The sequence below is a fragment of the Sphingopyxis sp. OAS728 genome, assembly GCF_014873485.1.
GTDB lineage: Bacteria > Pseudomonadota > Alphaproteobacteria > Sphingomonadales > Sphingomonadaceae > Sphingopyxis.
In genome coordinates this window covers 3,516,511-3,537,789 of sequence record NZ_JADBDT010000001.1, presented here as the reverse complement: position 1 = coordinate 3,537,789, position 21,279 = coordinate 3,516,511, and the positions used below count along the sequence as shown (strand labels likewise).

At 65.9% G+C, this 21,279-nt stretch carries 22 protein-coding genes; 9 read left to right on the top strand and 13 right to left on the bottom strand.

Translation table 11 applies throughout. The annotated features are described in order from the left end of the window. Positions 1–15: 15 nt before the first annotated feature. The 7 genes from GGC65_RS16800 to GGC65_RS16770 all read right to left on the bottom strand — a co-directional run bounded on the left by GGC65_RS16800 (position 16) and on the right by GGC65_RS16770 (position 6,268). The gene (locus GGC65_RS16800; RefSeq protein WP_192648204.1) at positions 16–1,350 is read right to left on the bottom strand and encodes a PQQ-binding-like beta-propeller repeat protein; all 1,335 of its coding nucleotides are present in this window, start codon (positions 1,348–1,350) and stop codon (positions 16–18) included. A 1-nt stretch (position 1,351) separates the two neighbouring features. After that, positions 1,352–2,125 (bottom strand): tetratricopeptide repeat protein, encoded by a 774-nt coding sequence (locus GGC65_RS16795; protein WP_192648203.1) that lies wholly within the window; start codon positions 2,123–2,125, stop codon positions 1,352–1,354. A gap of 113 nt (positions 2,126–2,238) precedes the next feature. Beyond that, complete coding sequence (panB, locus tag GGC65_RS16790; protein WP_192648202.1) at positions 2,239–3,102, bottom strand: 3-methyl-2-oxobutanoate hydroxymethyltransferase; 864 nt, start codon at positions 3,100–3,102, stop codon at positions 2,239–2,241. Positions 3,103–3,188: 86 nt separating this feature from the next. Further along, complete coding sequence (locus tag GGC65_RS16785; protein WP_192648201.1) at positions 3,189–4,118, bottom strand: aldo/keto reductase; 930 nt, start codon at positions 4,116–4,118, stop codon at positions 3,189–3,191. Further along, positions 4,115–5,191: a glycerophosphodiester phosphodiesterase gene (locus GGC65_RS16780; RefSeq protein WP_192648200.1), complete on the bottom strand. Its 1,077-nt coding sequence runs from the start codon at positions 5,189–5,191 to the stop codon at positions 4,115–4,117. Before GGC65_RS16780 ends, GGC65_RS16785 begins: the two co-directional genes overlap by 4 nt. Next, positions 5,188–5,538 (bottom strand): ArsC family reductase, encoded by a 351-nt coding sequence (locus tag GGC65_RS16775; protein ID WP_192648199.1) that lies wholly within the window; start codon positions 5,536–5,538, stop codon positions 5,188–5,190. Before GGC65_RS16775 ends, GGC65_RS16780 begins: the two co-directional genes overlap by 4 nt. 52 nt (positions 5,539–5,590) lie before the next feature. Continuing rightward, on the bottom strand, positions 5,591–6,268 hold the full coding sequence (locus tag GGC65_RS16770; RefSeq protein ID WP_192648198.1) for a cyclic nucleotide-binding domain-containing protein: 678 nt from the start codon (positions 6,266–6,268) through the stop codon (positions 5,591–5,593). Positions 6,269–6,521: 253 nt separating this feature from the next. On the opposite strand from GGC65_RS16770, the gene GGC65_RS16765 reads away from it, so the two are divergent. Then, positions 6,522–7,895, top strand: a complete 1,374-nt coding sequence (locus GGC65_RS16765) for a class II 3-deoxy-7-phosphoheptulonate synthase (protein WP_192648197.1) — start codon at positions 6,522–6,524, stop codon at positions 7,893–7,895. 64 nt (positions 7,896–7,959) lie between these two features. On the opposite strand, the gene GGC65_RS16760 is transcribed toward GGC65_RS16765, so the two are convergent. Continuing rightward, positions 7,960–9,462: a M28 family peptidase gene (locus GGC65_RS16760; RefSeq protein ID WP_225940867.1), complete on the bottom strand. Its 1,503-nt coding sequence runs from the start codon at positions 9,460–9,462 to the stop codon at positions 7,960–7,962. A gap of 67 nt (positions 9,463–9,529) precedes the next feature. Continuing rightward, positions 9,530–10,342: an HpcH/HpaI aldolase/citrate lyase family protein gene (locus tag GGC65_RS16755; protein WP_192648195.1), complete on the bottom strand. Its 813-nt coding sequence runs from the start codon at positions 10,340–10,342 to the stop codon at positions 9,530–9,532. Positions 10,343–10,426: 84 nt separating this feature from the next. Here GGC65_RS16755 and GGC65_RS16750 point away from each other — a divergent pair, with 84 nt between their 5' ends. Together GGC65_RS16750 and GGC65_RS16745 are read left to right on the top strand one after the other, a co-directional pair. After that, the gene (locus GGC65_RS16750; protein WP_192648194.1) at positions 10,427–11,341 is read left to right on the top strand and encodes an SPFH domain-containing protein; all 915 of its coding nucleotides are present in this window, start codon (positions 10,427–10,429) and stop codon (positions 11,339–11,341) included. Position 11,342: 1 nt separating this feature from the next. Further along, complete coding sequence (locus GGC65_RS16745; RefSeq protein WP_192648193.1) at positions 11,343–11,789, top strand: NfeD family protein; 447 nt, start codon at positions 11,343–11,345, stop codon at positions 11,787–11,789. Here GGC65_RS16745 and GGC65_RS16740 read toward each other — a convergent pair. Both GGC65_RS16740 and GGC65_RS16735 read right to left on the bottom strand, forming a co-directional pair. Beyond that, complete coding sequence (locus tag GGC65_RS16740) at positions 11,786–12,316, bottom strand: GNAT family N-acetyltransferase (RefSeq protein WP_192648192.1); 531 nt, start codon at positions 12,314–12,316, stop codon at positions 11,786–11,788. The genes GGC65_RS16745 and GGC65_RS16740 overlap by 4 nt on opposite strands. Positions 12,317–12,347: 31 nt before the next feature. Then, positions 12,348–12,908 carry a hypothetical protein gene (locus GGC65_RS16735; RefSeq protein WP_225940866.1) on the bottom strand — a complete coding sequence of 187 codons (561 nt, stop codon included), beginning with the start codon at positions 12,906–12,908 and terminating at the stop codon, positions 12,348–12,350. 91 nt (positions 12,909–12,999) lie between these two features. Between GGC65_RS16735 and GGC65_RS16730 the strand changes: the two genes are divergently transcribed. Further along, a complete protein-coding gene (locus GGC65_RS16730; protein WP_192648191.1) occupies positions 13,000–13,404 on the top strand; it encodes a hypothetical protein in 405 nt (134 codons plus the stop codon). Here GGC65_RS16730 and GGC65_RS16725 read toward each other — a convergent pair whose 3' ends face one another. Next, positions 13,405–14,295, bottom strand: a complete 891-nt coding sequence (locus GGC65_RS16725; protein WP_192648190.1) for a metal-dependent hydrolase — start codon at positions 14,293–14,295, stop codon at positions 13,405–13,407. Positions 14,296–14,351: 56 nt separating this feature from the next. On the opposite strand from GGC65_RS16725, the gene GGC65_RS16720 reads away from it, so the two are divergent. The 5 genes from GGC65_RS16720 (at position 14,352) to sppA (ending at position 20,326) form a co-directional block, all read left to right on the top strand. Next, a complete protein-coding gene (locus GGC65_RS16720) occupies positions 14,352–14,957 on the top strand; it encodes a TetR/AcrR family transcriptional regulator (protein WP_192648189.1) in 606 nt (201 codons plus the stop codon). 175 nt (positions 14,958–15,132) lie between these two features. Next, on the top strand, positions 15,133–16,173 hold the full coding sequence (obgE, locus tag GGC65_RS16715; protein WP_192648188.1) for a GTPase ObgE: 1,041 nt from the start codon (positions 15,133–15,135) through the stop codon (positions 16,171–16,173). A gap of 71 nt (positions 16,174–16,244) precedes the next feature. Next, positions 16,245–17,351 carry a glutamate 5-kinase gene (gene proB, locus GGC65_RS16710; protein WP_192648187.1) on the top strand — a complete coding sequence of 369 codons (1,107 nt, stop codon included), beginning with the start codon at positions 16,245–16,247 and terminating at the stop codon, positions 17,349–17,351. Positions 17,352–17,368: 17 nt separating this feature from the next. Next, positions 17,369–18,265, top strand: a complete 897-nt coding sequence (locus tag GGC65_RS16705; RefSeq protein WP_192648186.1) for an NAD-dependent epimerase/dehydratase family protein — start codon at positions 17,369–17,371, stop codon at positions 18,263–18,265. Between the two features lie 78 nt (positions 18,266–18,343). Continuing rightward, entirely contained in the window at positions 18,344–20,326 is a 1,983-nt protein-coding gene (gene sppA, locus GGC65_RS16700; protein ID WP_192648185.1) for a signal peptide peptidase SppA, read from the top strand. Positions 20,327–20,355: 29 nt separating this feature from the next. On the opposite strand, the gene GGC65_RS16695 is transcribed toward sppA, so the two are convergent. After that, positions 20,356–21,258: an alpha/beta fold hydrolase gene (locus GGC65_RS16695; RefSeq protein ID WP_192648184.1), complete on the bottom strand. Its 903-nt coding sequence runs from the start codon at positions 21,256–21,258 to the stop codon at positions 20,356–20,358. Positions 21,259–21,279: the final 21 nt, after the last annotated feature.

The following is a 21,279-nucleotide window of genomic DNA, read 5'->3' as shown; positions in this document are numbered from 1 at the left end:
CGGCCCGGACGCGTGTCAGCGCCAGGCCGTGATTTTCCCGTCGTCCGCGAGGACGTACAAAATATTGTTCGCGACCACCGGAGCCTGCGACAGCGGCGATTTGAAATCGGTCGTGCCCAGCAGCGATCCGTCGGTCGGCGAAAATTCCGACAAGATCCCCTCGCTGTTGACCGCGATCAGGCGGCCACCCGCCAGAATCGGTCCGGTCCAGCGGATCGGGTCCTTTTTCTTCTTTTCGGTTTCGACGCGGAAGCGCGCGAGCTGCTGGAGCCAGCGAACCTTGCCGTTCGAGCGCGCGACGCACAGCAACTTGCCGTCGTCGGTCATCGCATAAACCCACTCGCCGACCACATAGGGCGTCGAGATGCCGGCGATCGAGATTTCCCAGCTACGCTGGCCGGTGACGAGCTCATAGCTTGCCATGCGGCCGCCCTGGCCGAGTGCGAAGACGCGGCCGCGATCGACCACCGGATCGGCGTCGACGTCGGTGAGCGTCGACACCGACAGCGCCATCGACGTACGCGCGAGCGCGTCTTCCCACAGGTCGCGGCCGTTTTCGTAACGATAGGCCTGCACTTCGCCCGACGAGAAGCCGGCGACGATTGTCCCCTGTCCCGCCGCGGGCGACGCGGCGCCGAACACGCTGCCCGCCTCCGCCGACGCGGTCGCCTGCCATTGGACGGCTCCGTCAGCGGCATTGAGCGCGAAAATCTGGTTGTCCTGGCTGATGACATAGACGCCGCCGAACGCGATCGTCGGTGCGCCGCGCAGCGGGCCTGCGGGCTTGACCTTCCAGATCACCGAGCCGTCGGCGACATTGAGCGCCGCGACGTCGCCGACGCCGCTCGTCGCATAGACGACATTCCCGTCGACCCCGGCGCCGCCGCCGAACAGCGATGCCTTGAAATCCTTGCCCGTGCTGCCGATCGACGCGCTCCACAATTTGGCGCCCGTGTCGGCGGCGAAGGCGGTGACAACGGCGTCGGTATCAACGACGAACAGGCGGTTGTCAGCAATCACCGGCGATGCTGCGATCCGCTGCTTGTTTGTGCTGCCCGCGATATTGGCTTCCCACAGCTTCGTGCGCGTCGCAGCCAGCGCCGGGTGCCCCATCGATTTCGATGCGTTGCCGCCCGACTGCGCCCAGGCGGCGTTAACCGCCGGTTCGGGCAGCACGACCGCGATCGACGCGGTGGCGGGATCAACCTTGACGCTATTGTCGTTCGACAGGATCGACACGCGGTCGCCAACGGTCGGCGTCTTCGGCCCGCCGTCGCCTTTCAGCACACCGCAGCCCGCAAGCGGCAGCGCGATCAGCGCCGCATAAATTCCGAAACGCGCATTCCGCATATTACTTGGCTTCCTCAGTCTTTGCGGCTGCCGCTGCCTTCGGCGCGGCACTGCCTTTTTGGTCCTTGGCGGCGCTTTCGGCCGCCCGATCGGCAACCGCATCGACGCCGAGCATGCCCGCCATCTGCACCGAACGCGATTGCAGCGACTTGGTGACATCAGGCAATTTGGCGATGCGGCCATAAAGCGCGCCCGCCTGGTCGAACTGGCCCAGCTGGTAATGCGCGGTCGCCGAGAGCTCGGCGGCGCTCGCGAACCAGCTAGACGCCGGATCCTTCGCATCGACCATCGGCTTCATCCGCGCGATCACCACCTCGGGCTTCAGCGTGTCATATTCGAATGCCGTCTGGCGGATCAGCGCGAGATCCCGGAGCGCCTGGTCGAGCTTGGTGTCGGCGGCAACTTTCGCCATCAGGGCGGCGGCGGCTTTCAGGTCGCCGGTCTGTGCCTTGATGTTCGCTTCCTGCATCTGCGCCACCGCGCGGTACGCGGGATCGCCTTCAGCCGCGAGCTTCTGCAGGTCGGTCGTCGCGGCGCGCGGCTGATTGGTGCCGATCTTCTCGAACGCCGCGATCAACTGCTCGGCCTGCTCGCCGCGCGCGGCATCCTGCCGGTGGTTCCAGAACAGATAGCCGCCGAACGCCAGCAGGGCGGCGAGCACGCCGCCGATGATCCAGCGGCCATAACGCTGCATGATCGTGTCGAGCCGGTCCTTGCGGACGGCTTCGTCGACTTCCTGCAACAGCGCGGCATCATTCGTCGGGCTCAGGGCCAATCAAACCTCCATAAACTCAATATTGGCCCAAGCTTTCCGCATGACGCCGGCCGCTTCCTTAGCGACGGCACTGAAAAACGCCAAGCGTTTCACTTTGGCGGATCGCCGAAGCTTCAACCTGCGTAGGTCTGATCCTCGGTCGGGAATGAACGGGACCTGACTTCGTCGGCATAGTCCTTGACCGCACCGCTGACGACGCCCGCCATATCCTGATAGCGCTTCACGAATTTCGGGACCCGGTCGAACATGCCGAGCATGTCGTCGGTGACGAGCACCTGCCCGTCGCACTCGGCCGAGGCGCCGATGCCGATGGTCGGGCAATCGACCTTGTTCGTGATCTCGATCGCGATCGATTCGAGCACACCCTCGATCACAATCGAGAAAGCCCCGGCCTGCGCGACCGCAACGGCATCTTCGACGATCGAACGCGCCTCTTCCTCACTCTTGCCGCGTACGCCATAGCCGCCGAGGATGTTGACGGCCTGCGGCGTCAGCCCGACATGCCCCATCACGGGGATGCCGCGCTGGGTGAGGAATTCGATCGTCGGCGCGAGCACCTTGCCGCCCTCGACCTTCACCGCCGCGGCGCCGGTTTCCTTGAGCAGCCGTGCCGCATTGTCGAACGCCTGCTGCGGGCTGCCCTCATAGCTGCCGAACGGCATGTCGACGATCACCGCAGCATGATAGCTGCCGCGAACGACGGCGGCGCCGTGCAGCGCCATCATCTCCATCGTGACGCCGACCGTGTGCGGCAAGCCGTAGATCACCTGCGCCAGCGAATCGCCGACGAGCAGCATGTCGCAATGCGGATCGAGCAGCTGTGCCATGCGAACGGTGTAGGCGGTGAGCATCACAAGCGGCTCGCCGCCCTTGCGCTGGCGGATACGCGGCACCGTCAGGCGTTTCATCGGCTGCGGCGTCGGGTTGGCGCGGCTGGTCGAGGTGTCGAAGGTGAGCGTTTTGGAGGTCGTGGACATGGCGCGGGGGTTTAGCCGCTAAAACGGCGCGGCGAAAGCGCCAAAGCCCCTTTTGTTGCAGCGCCGCAAGGGCGCGCCGCCGAATGTCAGGCCGCGCTGAGCGCAGCCAGATGCGCGTCGCCCAGTTCGAGATCGAGGCTGCCCATCAGCTCGTCCAATTGCTCCACCGTCGTCGCGCTGGCGATCGGCGCGGTTACACCGGGCTGCGCGGCGACCCACGCCAGCGCGATCTGCGAGAGGGTGGCGCCGGTCTCCGCCGCGATCCGGTCCATTACCGCGAGCACCGCCGGGCCTTTGCCCTCCATATAGGGTTTGACCCGCGCACCGCGCGGGCTTTTGCCGAGGTCGTCGGCACCGCGATATTTGCCCGACAGATAGCCCGAGGCGAGGCTGAAATAGGTAACGACCCCCAGCCCTTCATCGATGCAAAGCCGTTGCAGCGCACCCTCATATTGGTCGCGGTCGAGCAGGTTGAGCTCGGGTTGCATCGCGGTGTAGCGCGGCAGGCCCTTATCGTCCGATACGCGCAGAGCCTCCGCCAGACGCTCGGCCGAATAATTCGACGCGCCGATCGAGCGCACCAACCCCGCGTCGACGAGTTCGGCAAAGGCGCCGAGCACTTCGTCCAGCGGCACATCGGGATCGTCCTTGTGCGCGAAATAAAGGTCGATGACGTCGGCACCGAGCCGGTCGAGCGAGCCCTGCGCCGCTTCGCGAATGCGGTCGGGTTTCAAGCCGCCCGGCATCATGCCAACCTTGGTTGCGATCAGCACACGGTCTCGCGCGCCGCTTTGCTTGAGCCACGCGCCCATCATGCTTTCGGACTCGCCGCCCTTGTGGCCCGGAACCCATGCCGAATAGACGTCGGCGGTGTCGATCATCCCGCCGCCGAGCTCGACGAAGCGGTCGAGAACCGCGAAGCTCGCCTCGCGCCCCGCGGTCATGCCGAACACGTTGCCGCCAAGGACGAAAGACCGGATCGACAGGCCGCTCTGGCCCAAGGCTTTCCTGGTCATTGTCCGCTCTCCTTGCGCACCGTTGCCACCGCTTCGCGCGGATTGTCGCTGAACAGGCCACCGATGCCCGTGTTCAAATAAGCGGTGATTTCCCCCGCAAGGTCGCCATGCGCCGCGGGATTAACCCCGCCCTTGTCGCCGAGCGGCAGGAAATAATTCTCGCGGCGGAAGGTCCAGGGATGAACCTTGAGCCCCGCGGCATGCGCATCGCGCACCAGATCGGTCGGCTTGCCCAGCCGGCCGAGCGCACCGCGCGGGATGACCATCCCCTTATTGGGCCCGATGCCGTCGGCATAGCCGGCGATCATCTTCAGCCCCGCGGGTGACGTCATGGCGGCATAGCTCGTCCCCGGCCGGTCGGCCGGGCCGCCCTCGGCATCCATCAGTTGGATCAAAGGCAGTTCGCTCTTGGCGCGCAGGTCGATCAGATTGCCGACCTCGAAGCTCTGGATAAACACCGGCGCGGTGCGGCCGCGATATCCGAAGCGATCGAGCATCGCGAGCAAAGGCGCCTCGTGCGGCAGCCCGATCGACACGAAATAGCTCGGGTGTTTCGTTTCGGGATAGACGCCGACCGGCTTTGCCCGGCCCTTGTTGACTTCGGCGAGCAGGGTCAGGATTTCCTCGAAGGTCGGGATTTCGAACCGGCCGTCATATTCGGTGCTGCGCAGCTTCGGCAGCCGCTCGCGCGCACGCAGCGTCTTGAGTTCGGCGAGCGTGAAATCCTCGGTGAACCAGCCGGTGACCTTTTGCCCGTCGATCGTCTTCGTCGCCTTACGTGCCGCAAATTCGGAATGTGCGGCGACGTCGGTCGTTTCGGAAATCTCATTTTCGTGCCGCGCGACGAGGATACCATCCTTGGTGAGGACCAGGTCGGGCTCGATATAATCGACGCCAAGCTCGATCGCGAGCTTGTAAGCCGCCAGCGTATGTTCGGGGCGTTCGCCCGACGCGCCGCGATGCGCGATCACGATCGGCGGCTTGCCATCGAGGGTGGGCTGCGCGGTCACCGCGTCAGCCGAACAGCCGGCGAGCAGCATCGAGGCCAGCAGGGCCACAAGCGACCGGATCATGCCGCAAAACGCGCCTGCCAGTCAGCGGCCGAAAAGCCGACATTGATGCCGTCCGCGGCCTCAACGACCGGCCGACGGATCATCGCCGGCTGGTCGAGCATCAATGCCTTGGCGGACGCGGCATCGAGCCCGTCCTTCTGCGCATCGGGCAGCTTTCGAAAGGTCGTTCCCGCCTTGTTGAGCAGCTTTTCCCAACCCACCGCGTCGATCCAGCTCTGGAGCCGCGCCGCGTCGAGCCCATCCTTGCGCACGTCATGAAAGCGATAGGCGACACCCTGCTCGTCGAGCCAGCGCCGAGCCTTTTTCACCGTGTCGCAGTTCGAAATGCCATAGAGAATCATCGTCATGGACAGAGGAGTAGCAGGGGCCGGTTGCAGTTTCGAGGCCGAGAAGGCGTGCTCAGGAAATCAACGGCCGATCCGCGATGCGCGTGTTCGCACTCGCCAGCTTGCCGCGCAGCGCGCGCGCGAACCCTTCGTGCAGCGCACCCGCAATTCCCGGGTTCGCCGCCAGATAGGCGCGGAGCGCCGCCGCAGGCACGAACCACATGCGGGCGTTGCTGGCCAGCAGCACCGTTCCCGTCGCGTGCGTGCCGTCGAGCACGGTCGCTTCGCCGATCAGCGCGCCGTCCGAAAGCTTGCCGATCTCGGTCCCGTCGCGCAGGATCGTCGCGTTACCTTCCGCCAGATAGAAAAGACTGGGTGCAGCCTGATTTTCGCGGATCAGCACCTCGCCGCGCTTCGCCGATATCCAGTTTCCCTGATCGATCAGGTCGCGCGCAACCACCGCGCCAAGTTCGGGAAAATGTTGGCGGCGCAATTCTTCTTCTTCGGCCGTGAAGCGGATATTCGTCCCGCCGAACCAGAGCCGCGCCAATATGCCGATATTGATCGCGAGGATCGCGAGCACCAGTAGGCCGTAACCGACGTCGGGGCCCCGGAACAGCGTCAACGGCAGCGCCACCAACGCCGCCGCGGCAAGGCCCATGCGCGCATATTCGATCCGCACGACAAGGCTTGTCGCGAGCAACAGGAGCAGCACCCCATATACGAACCACGCGGATTCGAAATTCGCCATAGCTAGTCGCTCGCATCCCGACCCGCCGCCGGGCCACCGGGTGTATGACGTTGCCGATTGCAAAAAGCCTTGGCCGCAGACCCCTCCACATCCAAAGCGCGTAACAAACTAACCGTTTTTGCCGCTCAAGAAAAGCATAGGTGCGCAAATGTCACGACAATGCTAATTTTCGGGTTTGCTCGTGCCGGAAACATTGCTTCCGCGCGGCAGAGGCGCCATGTGGCGCTCGATTCGAACGCGAAAAGACAGGCATATGACAAAAAACTGGCAACCGCATAGCTGGCGCTCGCACGAGGCCCGCCAACTCCCCACCTACCGCGACGCCGATGCGCTCGCGGCGGCGGAGCGCGAGCTCAGCAATTATCCGCCGCTGGTGTTTGCCGGCGAGGCGCGCGACTTGACCTCCGAACTGGGCAAGGTTGCCGAGGGCAAGGCCTTCCTGCTCCAGGGCGGCGACTGCGCCGAAAGCTTTGCCGAATTCCATCCGAACAACATCCGCGACACCTTCCGCGTGCTGCTCCAGATGGCGGTCGTGCTGACCTTCGCCTCGAAAATGCCCGTGGTGAAGCTCGGCCGCATGGCGGGCCAGTTCGCCAAGCCGCGCTCGGCGGATATGGAAGATATCGATGGCGTGTCGCTGCCGAGCTATCGCGGCGACATCATCAACGACATCGCGTTCGAGGAAGCGGGCCGCGAGCCCGACCCGCAGCGCATGGTCAAGGCGTATAACCAGTCGGCTGCGACGCTGAACCTGCTGCGCGCCTTTGCGAACGGCGGCTATGCGAACCTGCACCAGGTCAATGCCTGGACGCACGACTTCATGGACCGCAGCCCGTGGGCGAAGAAATATCAGGAAACCGCCGCGCGGATTTCCGAAGCGCTGGCGTTCATGGAAGCGTGCGGCGTGACGCCCGAAACGGTGCCGCAGATCAAGGGCACCAGCTTCTACACCAGCCATGAGGCGCTGCTGCTCCCCTATGAGCAGGCGCTCACGCGTCAGGACAGCCTGACCGGCGGCTGGTACGACACATCGGGCCACTTCCTGTGGGTCGGCGACCGCACCCGCTTCGAGGGTTCGGCGCATATCGAGTACCTCCGCGGCATCGGCAATCCGGTCGGCATGAAATGCGGCCCGAGCCTCGAGCCCGATGCGCTGCTCCGCCTGCTCGACACGCTGAACCCGAACCATGTCGCCGGCCGCATGACGCTGATCACGCGCTACGGCCACGACAAGATCGAGGCGCATCTGCCGAAGCTGGTGCGCGCGGTGAAGGAATCGGGCCACCCCGTCGTCTGGTCGTGCGACCCGATGCACGGCAATGTCATCAAGACAAACAACGGTTACAAGACGCGCCCGTTCGAGCGCATCCTTGCCGAAGTGCGCGGCTTCTTCGCCGTGCACCGCGCAGAGGGCACACATGGCGGCGGCATCCATATCGAAATGACCGGCCAGAATGTCACCGAATGCACCGGCGGCGCGATGGACGTGACCCAGATGGATCTGGCCGATCGCTACCACACGCATTGCGATCCGCGCCTGAATGCGGGGCAGTCGCTCGAACTGGCGTTCCTGCTCGCCGAAATGCTCAACCAGGAAATGGCCGACCGCGCGAAGCAGGCGGCCTAAAGCCAGCCCGGTAGATGACGCCGCCCCTGCGAAAGCGGGGGCGGCGTTTCTTATTCGGCGAAGCTCACTTACCCGGCCAGCGCTTCGTATCGGCGAACGCCCGGCCGAGCGCGACATGCAGGTCGGCGTCCTCTGCGGCACCGCCGAGCGGGATCTTGTCCGAGAAATTATCGGCGGCGCTGTGATAGTCGCTGCCGAGGAAGGCCTCGAGCAGCTTCATGTCCGAAAAGCTGCCACCGACCATCAGCGAGGTGACGCCCTTGGCGCCGAGCGCCCAGCCGTCCTGCCGCTGGATGAAGGCATCGGCCTCACCATCCTCGTCGACCTTGCGGCCAAGCTTGGTCGCCGCCTCGCGCACGACGGCGTCATAAGCGGGCTTGCCGCGCCCGAGCGTCGCGACGGGCGTGCCGCGCGGCGAAATCGCGATCGTGTCGACGTTGAGCGCAACAGTGATATCAGTCAGCGGCACCACCGGGTGATCGGCGAAATAATGCGCGCCGAGCAGGCCCTTTTCCTCTGCGGTCGTCGCCATGAAATAGATGTCGCGGTCGGGACGCGCACCCGAACCCAGCCGCTTAGCGACCTCGATCAGCACAGCGATGCCGCTGGCATTGTCGACCGCGCCGTTGCAGATGCGGTCCGCTTCGCCTTCGGGCGCACAAATGCCGAGATGGTCCCAGTGGCCGAGAAACAGCACAGCCTTGCCGTCGGGCTTGGCGCCCGGAAGCTTTGCGATCACATTGTTGCTGGCGAAGGGACGCGTGTTCGATTTCGCGGTCAGGTCCGCGGTCACTGGCAGGGCGGCACCCTTGTAATCGGGTGATTTTGCGGCTTCGCGAAGCGCACTGCTATCCTGCCCCGCCTTTTTGAGCAGCGCATCGGCCGCCTCGATCGACAGGAAGCCGCTGACCGGTGCGCCCGGCTTGGCGCTGGCAAGGCGGACCGACTTGGCGCCCGCGCTTTCGCGCAGCGCGGTCCACGGCACAGCGTCGGTCGCGATGACGAGCACGGCGGATGCACCCGCATCGGCGAGCATCTGGCGCCGCTCGCGATAGCGCGGCAGCTTGTCGCCGAAGAGCGCGTTTTCGAACAGCATGATCGCCAACTTGCCCTTGACGTCGGCATTGACCTTGCCCGCGCCGTCGAGGCCATAGCCGACGAAGACGGCGGGAAGATCGGTGAGCGAGGTCGACGCGTCGCGGCTGCTCAGGATGATCCCGTCATCCTCGAGCGCGAAGTCGCGGCCTTTGACTTTGAACTTCGCACTGCCGCCAAGCGCCTGCGTTTCGACGAAGGGTACCGGCTGGAGCCAGGGTGTTGTGCTGCCCGGCACGGCTTCGAGCCCCGCCTTCGCCCATTCGCCGACGATATAGGCGATCGTGCGATCCTCACCTTCGGTCCCCGGCGCACGTCCTTCGAACGCATCGCTCGCCAGTATCTTGATGTGATCGGCAAGCTGGGCCTCGGTGATCGGCGTGTCGCCCTTGGCAGGCGCGGCGGAAGCAGCGGGGGCAATGGCAAGAAGGGCGATGGCCGCAACGGCGGCGTGGAAACGGGTGGTTTTCATGGCGCCGCCGCATGGCATTTCCGCCGCGGCCCGGCAAGGCGCGTTCGTCGAAAGACGAACGACGGCGTCAGGCGCGCCCTGCCCGTTCGAGCAGCATCCGCGCTGCCGCGACATGCATATCCTCGATCATCCGGCCGTCGTGGCGCTGCGCCCCGCCCGTTGCCGCGGCCACCAGCGCCTCGGCGGCGGCGATCTCGCGTTCGGACGGGGCAAAGGCGGTGTTGCAGGGATCGACCTGCGACGGGTGGATCAGCGTCTTGCCATCGAAACCGAGCCGTCTTCCCTCGACCGCTTCGGCCGCAAAGCCCGCGGCATCGTCGATCGCATTATAGACGCCGTCGAAGCCCCAGACGCCGCCCGCGCGCGCCGCGAGGACGATCGCCTGGATCGCATGGCTCATCGCGCCGCGGTCCATTCCGTCGGGCAGCTTCAGCTCGTGCGCGAGATCGTTGAGACCCGCGATGAGTCCGGCCACAGCCGGGTCGGCGGCAATATCGCGCGCGGCATAGATCGCCGTCGGCGTCTCGATCATCGCGAAGACCGGCAGGCCAAGCCCGCGCAGCGGGTCGAGATCGGACGGCGCATCGACCTTCGGAAGCACCACGGCGTCGATCGTGAGCCCGGCAATCGCGACGATATCGTCGATCTGTTCGGCCGTGCCCGTCGCATTCACCCGCACCGCGACGCGCTTGCCCGGAAAGCCTGCGGCCACCGCCCCGCGCATCGCGTCGCGCGCCTCGGCCTTGCGATCCGCGGGCACCGCATCCTCCAGATCGATGATCAACATGTCGGCGGCAAGCCCCGCCGCCTTTTCGAGCGCACGCGCGTTCGAACCGGGGACATAGAGCAGCGAGCGCGGCGGATAGTCACTTGGGGTCATGCGCTTTTCTGTGGCGCAACCCCGCCATTGCCGCAATAAGGAAGCGGGTTTGCAAATCGCAATTTTGCAACAGGGGGATGATCGATGGAATTCGCACTCGCACTGGTTGTCTTGGCGCTGGTGTTCCTCGTCTGGGCGCTGACCCCGGTCCGGCAGGGCTATGCCTATACGATCGAACGCTTCGGCCGTTACACGCATATCGCGCAGCCAGGGCTGAATTTCATCATGCCGATCTTCGACCGCGTCGGTCGCAAGGTGAACATGATGGAACAGGTGCTCGACATCCCGGGACAGGAAATCATCACCAAGGACAATGCGATGGTCGCGGTCGACGGCGTCGTCTTTTTCCAGGTGCTCGATGCCGCCAAGGCGGCTTACGAGGTAAGCGACCTCTATCTGGCGATCATGAACCTGACGACGACGAACCTGCGCACGGTGATGGGTTCGATGGACCTCGACGAGACTTTGTCGAAGCGCGACGAGATCAACCTGCGGCTTCTGCATGTCGTCGACGATGCGACGACGCCGTGGGGGGTCAAGATCACCCGCGTCGAGATCAAGGACATCCGCCCGCCCGCCGACATCTCGAACGCGATGGCGCGGCAGATGAAGGCCGAACGCGAAAAGCGCGCGAACATCCTCGAGGCCGAAGGCATGCGCGCCTCCGAAATCCTGCGCGCCGAGGGCGAAAAGCAGGGCCAGATCCTGCAGGCCGAAGGCCGCCGCGAAGCCGCCTTCCGCGACGCCGAAGCCCGCGAACGCGAAGCCGAAGCCGAAGCCAAGGCGACGCAGATGGTGTCCGACGCGATTGCCGGCGGCAATGCGCAGGCGATCAATTATTTCATCGCGCAAAAATATGTCGAGGCGGTCAGCCAGTTCGCGACGAGCCCGAACGCCAAGACGATCCTGTTCCCCGTCGAGGCGACGCAGCTGATCGGCACATTGGGCGGCATCGGCGAACTCGCGCGCGACGCGATCGAGCGCAAGACGGGAGCCTGACATGCCCGATTGGCTGACCAATATGGAACCGCATTGGGCATGGCTGTCGCTCGGCGTGCTGCTCGCCGCCGCCGAGATCGTAGCGCCGGGCTTCTTCCTGATCTGGCTGGGCGGGGCGGCGATTGTGACCGGCGCTATTGCATGGATCGCGCCGATCTCGATTCCGCTTCAGCTCGGCGTCTTCGCCGTCCTGTCCTTCATCTTCCTCTACGGCGCCCGCCGCTGGCTCAAGGCGAACCCGATCACCACGGCCGACCCGCACCTCAACCAGCGTGGCGGCCGTCTCGTCGGCGAAGTGCTGACGGTGACCAAGGCGATCGAGGACGGGCGCGGCCGCGCCAAGGTCGGCGACGGCGAATGGCCGGTCCGTGGGCCCGACGTGGCCGAAGGCACCAAGGTCCGTGTGGTCAGCGCCGACGGCGGCGTGCTGGTGGTCGAGGCCGCCTAGCCGCCCTTGGGCCGCGAATAGATCGCGACCACATGCCCTAATGCGTCGCTCTCGCCGATGCGGCAAAAACCGAGCTTTGCCGAAACGCGCTCCGACGCGTCGTTGCCCGGGTCGATGATGCAGCGCACTTCGCTGGCGTCGAGGTTCGCGTCGGCCCAGCCGAGTGCCGCGCGCATTGCCTCGGTCGCATAGCCTGCGCCCCAATGATCGGCGTCGAACGCCCAGCCCGCCTCGGGCACGCCCTCGAGCTCGGGGATGCCGCGGCAAAAATAGCTGAGGCCGCCCATGCCGACGAGCGCGTCGCTGACCTTATCGGCGAAGACCCAATAACCGAACCCCATCACCGGCCACAGTCCGGCCGAGCTCAGGAACTTGCCCCAGCTGACGTCGGGCGCGCGCGGTTCGCCACCGATAAAGCGCGTGACCCGTTCGTCCGCCCACATGTCGATATGGACGTCCTTGTCGGACAGACGCCCCGGGCGGAGGCGCAGGCGCTCGGTTTCGATGACAGGGGGTGCTGCGAACATGGTGGGGATGTGCCGAAGCCGGCCCCGGCGGTCAATCGGGGATCAGATAATGGTCGAACAGGTCGTGCAGCACCGCGGTGCCGTCGACCTGCTGCTTTGCCCGCAGCACCGCGAGCGTATCGACGCGCGCGAGCACATCGACGTGACGGAGTACGCCATGATAGTGCGGACGGTCCTGGAAATCGTGGAACAGGAAAACGCAGTCGGGTTTGCAATGGATGATCGACTGCAACAGGCAGGCGACACGGAAGCGACCGTCGATCAGCACCGCATCGGGGCTGCCGTTCACATGGCGCCATATCTGGGTGTGGTACCGCGGCCAGTCGCGGATCCGGCTTTCGTCGGCGGGATAACCCCATTCGGCAACCGGGCCGATGTCGGCGTGAAAGGGGTTGAATTCGACCACCTCGCGCGCGACGTCGGCCTGGACCTTCCCTAGCCAGACGGGGTCGCTGTCGACGCTGACGATCCGGCGCACCTGCCGTGCCGCAACCAGCGTGCTACCGCCGCACCCGAATTCGAGCAAGGAATCGAGCCCGGCGAGCTGCAGTTCGAACTGCGTGACCTCGGCCGCGGTCATATGTGGTTGCATGGTCCCCTCCACAGCCGAATGGATATGGGACAAGCGTCGTGGCGTCCAGCCCGCTATTGGCGCAATTGCGCGGCGCTGATAGGTCAAAGCCATGTTGACGCCCCTCTGGCCGCAGCGCCTGCTCGCCCTTCCCTTCCTGATCCTTGGCGCGTGGTGCCTTGCCGCCCCGCACATGGTCGAGCGGCTTTCGATCAATCCCGAATATCAGCATCTCAGCACGACGAGCGCGCTGTTCATGGGCTGCTTTGGCGCGCAGGCGGTGCTCGGCGGCCTGTTCATCGCGTTCAGCCGCTGGACGCGCGGCACTTTTGCCATTTACGGCGCAGCGCTACTGCCCTTTTTCTGGTTCAACTATTATTTCGTCTTCGTGGTGCCGGTGATGACGCGCTGGATGGCGCTCGACCTCGTGTCAAACCTGTTCATGCTCTGCCTGTGCGTCTGGGGTTACCGGATCGCGCCGGCGAAACTGGTCGCGGTCGACGCGAAAGCGCGCTGACTAAGCGGCCGCCGCGGCCAGTTCGGGCTTCGACGAATGCGCCGGCATGATTGCATCGGCATAGTCGCTTTCATATTTCTTGATCAGCGCGCGGTCGTCATGGTTCCACGGGTGGAACCCCGGCATGAAATAGCTGAGCCAGGGCAGGAAGCTGCGGCGCAAGATGCCGGGCTTGCCGAGCAGATACCACCAGATACGCGCGGTGACGCGCCAGCCGGTCAGGCCGTCCTGCTTCAGCAGCGCCTTCATCCCCTTCACCCGTTTCGGCCAGAAGCGCGAGGTGACAAGGAGCATCATCAGCGACTTCGCGCGCCAGCGTTTGAAACGGCTCCAATCCTTCGTCGCGTGCAGCCAGGTGTCATAAGCGACGCCCTTATGCTCGATTTCCTCGATCGCGTGCCATTTCCACAAAGCCGCCCATTCGGGCTCGGCACCCGCATACATGCTGTCGTCGCGCAGCATGATCGCCGCCATCATCGCGGTATAATGTTCGAGTGCGATCGTCGCCATCAGGTTGACGATCTGCGGGCGCGTCTTGATCAGGTCGAGGACCTGGTTCACGTCGGCCTCGAGCTCCGACAGGTCGTAGCCCGCCTCCGCCGCCTTCTTGTTGAAGACGACATGTTCGCGGCTGTGGATCACTTCCTGCTGGGTGAAAGCGCGGATTTCGCGCGCCAATTTCTCATCGACCCCGTCGCGGTGCGCCTTCACCGCCTCGATGAACATCGCCTCCCCGCGCGGGAAGGTGACCGACAGCGCGGTGTGAAATGCGGAGGCGATCGGATCACCGTTGAGCCACCAGCGCCCCTGCCGATCGTCGCGGCCAAAGCGCATGTCGCGCGGCGTAATCGAAAGATCGGCGGGCGTCGGCGACTGGGAAAGGCTGGACATATGGCTCATACCGTCGAAAAGGGGAGACGGGCCAGCAATAGGGTTTACTTACATATATGTCAATAGTGAAGAAGCGTTTGAGTCCCGAGGAAAGCCGTTCGGCGGCGCTCGAGGCCGCGCGTCACATCCTGATCGAAATGGGGCCGGCGGCGGTGACGCTGAAAGCCGTCGCGGCGCGCATCGACCGCACGCACGCGAACCTGCTCCACCATTTCGGCAGCGCCGCGGGGCTGCAAAAGGCGCTCGCCGCCTATCAGGCCGAAACCGTGTGCGCGACGATCGGTCGGAAAATGGCCGAATCGCCGCCGGGCGAGCGCAATGTGCGCGAGATTGTCGACCTCGCCTTCGACGCGTTCAACGAGGGTGGCGCGGGCGCGCTCGCGACGTGGATGGCGGCGACAGGCAATGACGATGCGCTCGACCCGATCGTCGATGCGATCCACCGGCTGATCGACGGCATGGCACCCGACGCGCACGAAAAGCGCCTGATGCACGAAGATACGCTCGCGCTGGTGCTGATGGCCTTGGGCGATGCGCAGCTCGGCGGGCCAATGGCCGAGGCACTCGACCTGCCGCGCGACACCTCGCGCGTGCTCGCGACCGAGTTGATCACCGGGCGGATCGCGAAATTCTGGGCCGAGCATGGCGGCAAGCCGGGCTAAGCCGCTGGCAATTTTATTGCGCGCACGCTAAAGGGCCGCATTCCCTATCCCCGTTCGCATCGAGCGAAGTCGAGATGCCCCTCGGCTTGACGCTATGCTGCGGGGTGCCTCGACTTCGCTCGACACGAACGGGGTTGAATGTTTAGTCTACCGTTTCCGCCCTGAAGGCCCCGCCATGCATTTCCTTGATCAAGCCAAGATTTTCATCAAGTCCGGCGACGGTGGCCCCGGCGCCGTCAGCTTCCGGCGCGAAAAATATGTCGAATATGGCGGCCCCGACGGCGGCAACGGCGGCAAGGGCGGCGACGTGATCTTCGAAGCGGTTGCCGGCCTCAACACGCTGATCGACTTTCGCTACACCCAGCATTTCAAGGCGAAGCGCGGCACCCCGGGCGCCGGCCGCGACCGCACCGGCGCGGGCGGGCCCGACCTCGTCATCCAGGTTCCGATCGGCACCCAGATCCTCGACGATGACGAGGACCGCAGCGTGCTCGCCGACCTGACGAAGGAGGGCGAACGGATTGTCTTCCTGCGCGGCGGCGACGGCGGGCGCGGCAACGCCAGCTACAAGACATCGACCAACCGCGCCCCGCGCCAGCACGGTCCGGGCTGGCCGGGCGAGGAAATGTGGGTGTGGCTGCGCCTCAAGCTGCTCGCCGATGCAGGGCTCGTCGGCCTGCCCAACGCGGGCAAATCGACCTTCATCAACGGCGTGAGCAATGCGCAGGCCAAGGTCGGCGCCTATGCCTTCACGACGCTGCGCCCGCAGCTTGGCGTCGTCAGCCACAAGGGACAGGAATTCGTCGTCGCCGACATTCCGGGCCTGATCGAAGGCGCCGCCGACGGCGCCGGCGTCGGCGACCGCTTCCTCGGCCATATCGAACGCTGCCGCGTGCTGCTCCACCTCGTCGATGCGAATGACGAGGATGTCGCGACCAGCTATCGCATCGTCCGCGACGAACTCGAAGCCTATGGTGCCGACCTAGTCGACAAGCCGGTGATCGTCGCACTCAACAAGATCGACACGCTCGACGACGAGCTCGTCGCCGCCCTCTCGGCCGAACTCGAAGCCGAAAGCGGCCATCCCGTGATGGCGCTGTCGGGCGCGAGCGGCGCGGGCGTACCCGCAGTGCTCGACAAGCTGCTCGAGGCGATCGGGCATCCCGAACCCGGCGAGGACGAAAGCGAAGAAGCCAGCGGCTGGTCGCCCGTCTAGATCGCACCCCGGATGACGGGGCCCGGACATTCGCATTGGCGGATGACGCGCATCGCGCTATCGGCGGCGCCATGAGCCTGTTTCCGCCCGCCTCCTGTCCCCGGCTGATCGTCAAGATCGGATCGGCGTTGCTCGTCGATCCCGACGGCGCGGTGCGGCGCGACTGGCTTGCCGGGATCGCCGCCGACATCGCCGACCGCGCGCGTGCGGGACAGCAGGTTGCGGTCGTGTCGTCGGGCGCAATCGCGCTCGGGGCCCGGCGGCTGGGGCTCGCCAAGGGCGGGCGCGGGACGCTCGAGGATGCGCAGGCGGCCGCGGCGACCGGGCAGATCGCGCTGAGCCAGGTCTGGGCCGAAGTGCTCGGCGCCGAAGGGCTCACCGCCGCGCAGATGCTCGTCACGCTCGACGACCTCGAACATCGCCGCCGTTACCTCAACGCCGCAGCGACGCTCGACCGGCTGCTCAGCCTTGGTGTCGTGCCGATCATCAACGAGAATGACAGCGTCGCGACCGAGGAAATCCGTTTCGGCGACAACGACCGGCTCGCGGCGCGCGTCGCGCAGGCGGCAGCAGCGGGCGGTGTCATCCTGCTCTCCGACATCGACGGACTCTACGACCGCAACCCGGCGCAGAAGGGTGCCGTCCACATCGCACGCATCGAGCGCATCGACGCCGCGATCGAGGCGATGGCCGATAAAGGTTCAGCCTCGGGCATGGGGTCGGGCGGCATGGTGTCGAAGATCGCCGCAGCGCGCATCGCCAATGCCGCGGGCGCGCATCTGGCGATCGCATCGGGGCGCATCGACCGACCGCTGTCGACCGAAGCGCGGCACAGCCTGTTCGTTGCCGACAAGGGCGCCAGCGCGCGCAAGGCGTGGCTTGCGGGCGGCCTCACCGCGAAGGGTCGGATCGAGATCGACGCGGGCGCTGCCAAGGCGCTGCAGGGCGGCGCAAGCCTGCTCGCCGCGGGCGTGACCGCGGTCAGCGGCAGTTTCGCGCGCGGCGACATCCTCGATATCGCCGGCCCCGACGGGCGCGTCATCGCGCGCGGATTGTCCGAATATCCGGGCGCCGACGCCGCGAATATCGTAGGCCTCGGCCGCGATGCGCAGGAAGCCGCGCTCGGCTATGCGCCGCGCAGCGCGATGGTCCACCGCGACCATATGGTGCTGCTCTGACCCGCCCGACCCTCGCTATGACCGGCGCGACGGGATTCGTGGGCGGCGCGACGATGCGCGATGCCGTCGCGGCGGGCTGGAACGTCCGGGCCCTCACCCGCCGGCCGCAGCCCGAACGCGAGGGCGTGACATGGATCGCGGGCGCGCTCGACGACAAGGACAGCCTCGCCGAAATGGCGGCGGGCGCCGATGTCGTCATGCACATCGCGGGGGTCGTCAACGTTCCTACCCGCGCGGCCTTCGAGGCGGGCAACGCGACCGCCACCGCGAACGTCGTCGATGCTGCACGCGGCGCCGGCGTCACGCGCTTCGTCCAGGTCTCGTCACTCGCAGCGCGCGAGCCCGTCATCTCCAACTATGGCTGGTCGAAGGAGCGCGCCGAGGCGGTGATCATGGCGAGCGGGCTCGACTGGACGATCGTGCGCCCCCCCGCGGTCTTCGGCCCCGGCGATACCGAAATGCTCGACCTGTTCCGCATGGCGCGGCGCGGCATTGCCTTGGTGCCGAGCGGGCGCATGTCGGCGATCTATGTCGACGAACTCGCGCGGCTGCTCGTCACGCTCGCCGCCGATCGCGAAGCAAGCATCGGCCAGATTTACGAACCCGACGACGGCAAGCCCACCGGATGGTCGCACCGCGGCTTTGCCCGCGCGGTCGCGCGTGCGGTGGGACGGCAGCGGCTGTCGACAGTCGCTACCCCGGCGCTGCTGCTCAAGGCCGGCGGCCGGCTCGACAAGTTGGTGCGCCGTAGCCGTGCCAAGCTGACCCCGGACCGCGCGCGCTATATCGCGCACCCGGATTGGGTCGCGACCGAAGGCGCCGGCCCGCCCGCCGCGCTGTGGCGTCCCGAGCGCGACACCGACGACGCGCTTGCCGAAACGGTGCGCTGGTACCGTCGCGAAGGCTGGCTCTGACGTCGTCGATGGAGCATGACGGTTCGCCCGTCGAAGCGTGCATTGCCAAGGACGAGGTGCATCCCTAGGTTCGCGGGCATGACCGATAGCACCGCGAACACGCCAAATGATCCTGCCGGCCCCTGGGCCATTCCCGTCCGCCGGCCGCTGCCCGGCGAGGACAAGCCCAAGTCGACGACGAGCTTCCCGCGCAAGGTCTGGAACCTGCTTGTGGGGATCAAGGACGCGCTCGCGCTCATCTTCCTGCTGCTCTTCTTCGTCGCGTTGTTCGGCTTGCTTGCGGGACGCCCGAATGCCGGGTTGCCGGTCAGCCAGGGCGCGCTGCTGATCGAACTCGACGGCATCGTCAGCGAACAGCCCGCCGACGTCGATCCGCTCGCGGCACTGTCGGGCGGCGCGCAGCTCAAGGAAATTCGCGTCCGCGACATCGTCCATGCGCTGGAAGTCGCCGCCGACGACAAGCGCGTGACCTCGGTCGTGCTCGACCTCGACCGCTTCCTCGGTGGCGGGCAGGTCTCGCTCGCCGAAATCGGCACCGCGGTCGACAAGGTGCGCGCAAAGAAAAAGCCGGTGCTCGCTTTCGCCACCGCCTACACCACCGACAGCTATCAGGTCGCATCGCACGCCAGCGAAGTCTGGGCCGACAATATCGGCGGCGTCGCGATCGCCGGGCCGGGCGGATCGCGCCTCTATTACAAGGGATTGATGGACCGCCTCGGCATCACGGCGCACATCTATCGCGTCGGCACCTTCAAGAGCGCGGTCGAACCCTATTTGCGCAGCGATCAGTCGCCCGAAGCGAAGGAAGCCGACCTCGCCTATGCAAGCGTGCTGTGGGATAACTGGCTGACCGACGTCAAGAAGGCGCGCCCGGCGGCCAAGGTCGATGCGTTCATCGCCGACACGGCGGGGGCGGTGAAGGCGGCGGGCAATGATTTGTCGAAAGCGTCGGTCGACGCCGGCCTCGTCGACAAGGTCGGCAGCCGCATGGCGTTCAACCGCCGTGTCGCCGAGATCAGCGGCGCCGCCGACGACAGCAAGCCGTGGGAATATAATGCGATCCCGCTCGAAAACTGGGTCGCGGCCAATCCGCCCGCAACGAAGGGCAGCGCGATCGCGGTCATCCCCGTCGTCGGCGAGATCGTCGATGGCGAGGCGCCGAACGGCGTTGCAGGCGGCGAGACCGTCGCGCAGCACATCCTCGACGCTGCCGCAGACAGCAGCATCAAGGCGATCGTGCTGCGCGTCGATTCACCGGGTGGATCGGTGCTGGCGTCGGAGGAAATCCGGCAGGCGCTGCTCGCGGCGAAGGCGAAGAAGCTGCCGATCGTCGTGTCGATGGCGAATGTCGCGGCATCGGGCGGCTATTGGGTTTCGACCCCCGCCGACCGCATCTTTGCCGAGCCCGAGACGATCACGGGGTCGATCGGCGTGTTCGGCATATTGCCGAGCTTCGATCAGGCGCTCGCCAAGATCGGCGTCAACGCCGACGGCATCGCGACGACCCCGCTGTCGGGCCAGCCCGACGTGTTCGGCGGCGTGAACGACGAATTCAACGCGCTGGCGCAGGCGAGCGTCGAGGACATTTATGGCCGCTTCACCGGGCTCGTCGCCAAGAGCCGCAAGCAACCGATCGAGAAAATCCGCACCATCGCCGAAGGGCGCGTATGGGCGGGCGGCACCGCGCGCCAGATCGGCCTCGTCGATCAGTTCGGCGGCCTGCCCGACGCGCTGAAGGCCGCAGCGAAGCTCGCCAAGGTCGATGGCGATTTCCACGCCAAATATTTCGAGGATGAGCCGAGCGAATTTTCGAAGATGCTCGCGAGCTGGTCGGGCGCCGAGGAAGAGACGGCGGCGCTCCCCCGCGGCTGGTTCGGCATCGCGGCGATGAACCGCCAACTCACCGAACGGCGACTGGTGCAGGACCTGACGATGTTGACGCAGGCGGGATCGGTGCAGGCCTCGTGCCTCGACTGCCGCGCCTATCTGCCCGCCGTGCCGCGGCCGGGTCAGGCCGAAGCGAAGGGGTTCTTCGCGACGATGGCGTTGCTGCTGAAATGATTATTCCCCTCCCGCAACCGGGAGGGGACCTACGCCGCGACCGCAACCGCTTTCGCGTGCGCCGCAATCGCGTCAGCCATCGTGTCGACGAGCCCCAGCGGCAAGTCGTGGCCCATGCCGGGGATCGTCAGCAACCTCGCGCCCGCGATGTTCTCTGCGGTGTCGCGCCCGCCGGGAAGCGGCACCAGCGGATCGTCCTCGCCGTGGATGACGAGAGTCGGCGCCTTGATGTCCTTCAGGATCGGGCGCCGGTCGCCATCGGCGACGATCGCCGCCATCTGGCGCGCGACGCCCTGCGGATACCAGCCGCGTTCGAAATCGGTGCGCACACGGCGCTGCAACCGCTCTTCGGTGGCGGGATAACCGGGGCTGCCGATCACGCGCGCGGCATTGACCGAGTAAGCGATCAGCGCCTCCTTGTCGCCAGTCATCGGGCGGTTCGCGAGCACCTGCATCGCCTCTTTCTGTGCGCGCGGCAGTCGGCGGTTGCCCGTTGTCGACATTACCGAGGTCAGCGACAGCACACGCCCCGGATAGCGCGCGGCGATATGCTGCGAGATCATCCCGCCCATCGACACGCCGACGACATGCGCGCGGTCGATACCTAGATGGTCGAGCAGCCCGATCCCGTCCGCGGCCATGTCGGCGAGCGTATAGGCCGGACGCACCGGCAGCCCGATCACCGATTTGACGATCATCCATTTGACGTTCGGCACGCCCGCCGCCTCGAAACGCGTCGACAGCCCGACGTCGCGATTGTCGTAGCGGATCGTGCGAAAGCCGCGATCGTTCAGCGCATCGACGAACTCGTCGGGCCAGAGCGTCAACTGCCCACCCAGTCCCATCACCAGCAAGATCACCGGCGCATCTCTTGGCCCCTTGTCTTCAAAGGTGATGCTGATGCCGTTTACGGTCGCCTGTTCGGTCTGCATGGAAATCCCTTGGTTGGAAAT

Coding starts and splice junctions, on each gene's coding strand:
- GGC65_RS16800 (WP_192648204.1), bottom strand. CDS start 1,350: ATGCGGAATGCGCGTTTCGGAATTTATGCGGCGCTGATCGCGCTGCCG.
- panB (WP_192648202.1), bottom strand. CDS start 3,102: ATGTCCACGACCTCCAAAACGCTCACCTTCGACACCTCGACCAGCCGC.
- GGC65_RS16785 (WP_192648201.1), bottom strand. CDS start 4,118: ATGACCAGGAAAGCCTTGGGCCAGAGCGGCCTGTCGATCCGGTCTTTC.
- GGC65_RS16780 (WP_192648200.1), bottom strand. CDS start 5,191: ATGATCCGGTCGCTTGTGGCCCTGCTGGCCTCGATGCTGCTCGCCGGC.
- GGC65_RS16775 (WP_192648199.1), bottom strand. CDS start 5,538: ATGACGATGATTCTCTATGGCATTTCGAACTGCGACACGGTGAAAAAG.
- GGC65_RS16770 (WP_192648198.1), bottom strand. CDS start 6,268: ATGGCGAATTTCGAATCCGCGTGGTTCGTATATGGGGTGCTGCTCCTG.
- GGC65_RS16765 (WP_192648197.1), top strand. CDS start 6,522: ATGACAAAAAACTGGCAACCGCATAGCTGGCGCTCGCACGAGGCCCGC.
- GGC65_RS16760 (WP_225940867.1), bottom strand. CDS start 9,462: ATGAAAACCACCCGTTTCCACGCCGCCGTTGCGGCCATCGCCCTTCTT.
- GGC65_RS16755 (WP_192648195.1), bottom strand. CDS start 10,342: ATGACCCCAAGTGACTATCCGCCGCGCTCGCTGCTCTATGTCCCCGGT.
- GGC65_RS16750 (WP_192648194.1), top strand. CDS start 10,427: ATGGAATTCGCACTCGCACTGGTTGTCTTGGCGCTGGTGTTCCTCGTC.
- GGC65_RS16745 (WP_192648193.1), top strand. CDS start 11,343: ATGCCCGATTGGCTGACCAATATGGAACCGCATTGGGCATGGCTGTCG.
- GGC65_RS16740 (WP_192648192.1), bottom strand. CDS start 12,316: ATGTTCGCAGCACCCCCTGTCATCGAAACCGAGCGCCTGCGCCTCCGC.
- GGC65_RS16735 (WP_225940866.1), bottom strand. CDS start 12,908: ATGCAACCACATATGACCGCGGCCGAGGTCACGCAGTTCGAACTGCAG.
- GGC65_RS16730 (WP_192648191.1), top strand. CDS start 13,000: ATGTTGACGCCCCTCTGGCCGCAGCGCCTGCTCGCCCTTCCCTTCCTG.
- GGC65_RS16725 (WP_192648190.1), bottom strand. CDS start 14,295: ATGTCCAGCCTTTCCCAGTCGCCGACGCCCGCCGATCTTTCGATTACG.
- GGC65_RS16720 (WP_192648189.1), top strand. CDS start 14,352: ATGTCAATAGTGAAGAAGCGTTTGAGTCCCGAGGAAAGCCGTTCGGCG.
- obgE (WP_192648188.1), top strand. CDS start 15,133: ATGCATTTCCTTGATCAAGCCAAGATTTTCATCAAGTCCGGCGACGGT.
- proB (WP_192648187.1), top strand. CDS start 16,245: ATGAGCCTGTTTCCGCCCGCCTCCTGTCCCCGGCTGATCGTCAAGATC.
- GGC65_RS16705 (WP_192648186.1), top strand. CDS start 17,369: ATGACCGGCGCGACGGGATTCGTGGGCGGCGCGACGATGCGCGATGCC.
- sppA (WP_192648185.1), top strand. CDS start 18,344: ATGACCGATAGCACCGCGAACACGCCAAATGATCCTGCCGGCCCCTGG.
- GGC65_RS16695 (WP_192648184.1), bottom strand. CDS start 21,258: ATGCAGACCGAACAGGCGACCGTAAACGGCATCAGCATCACCTTTGAA.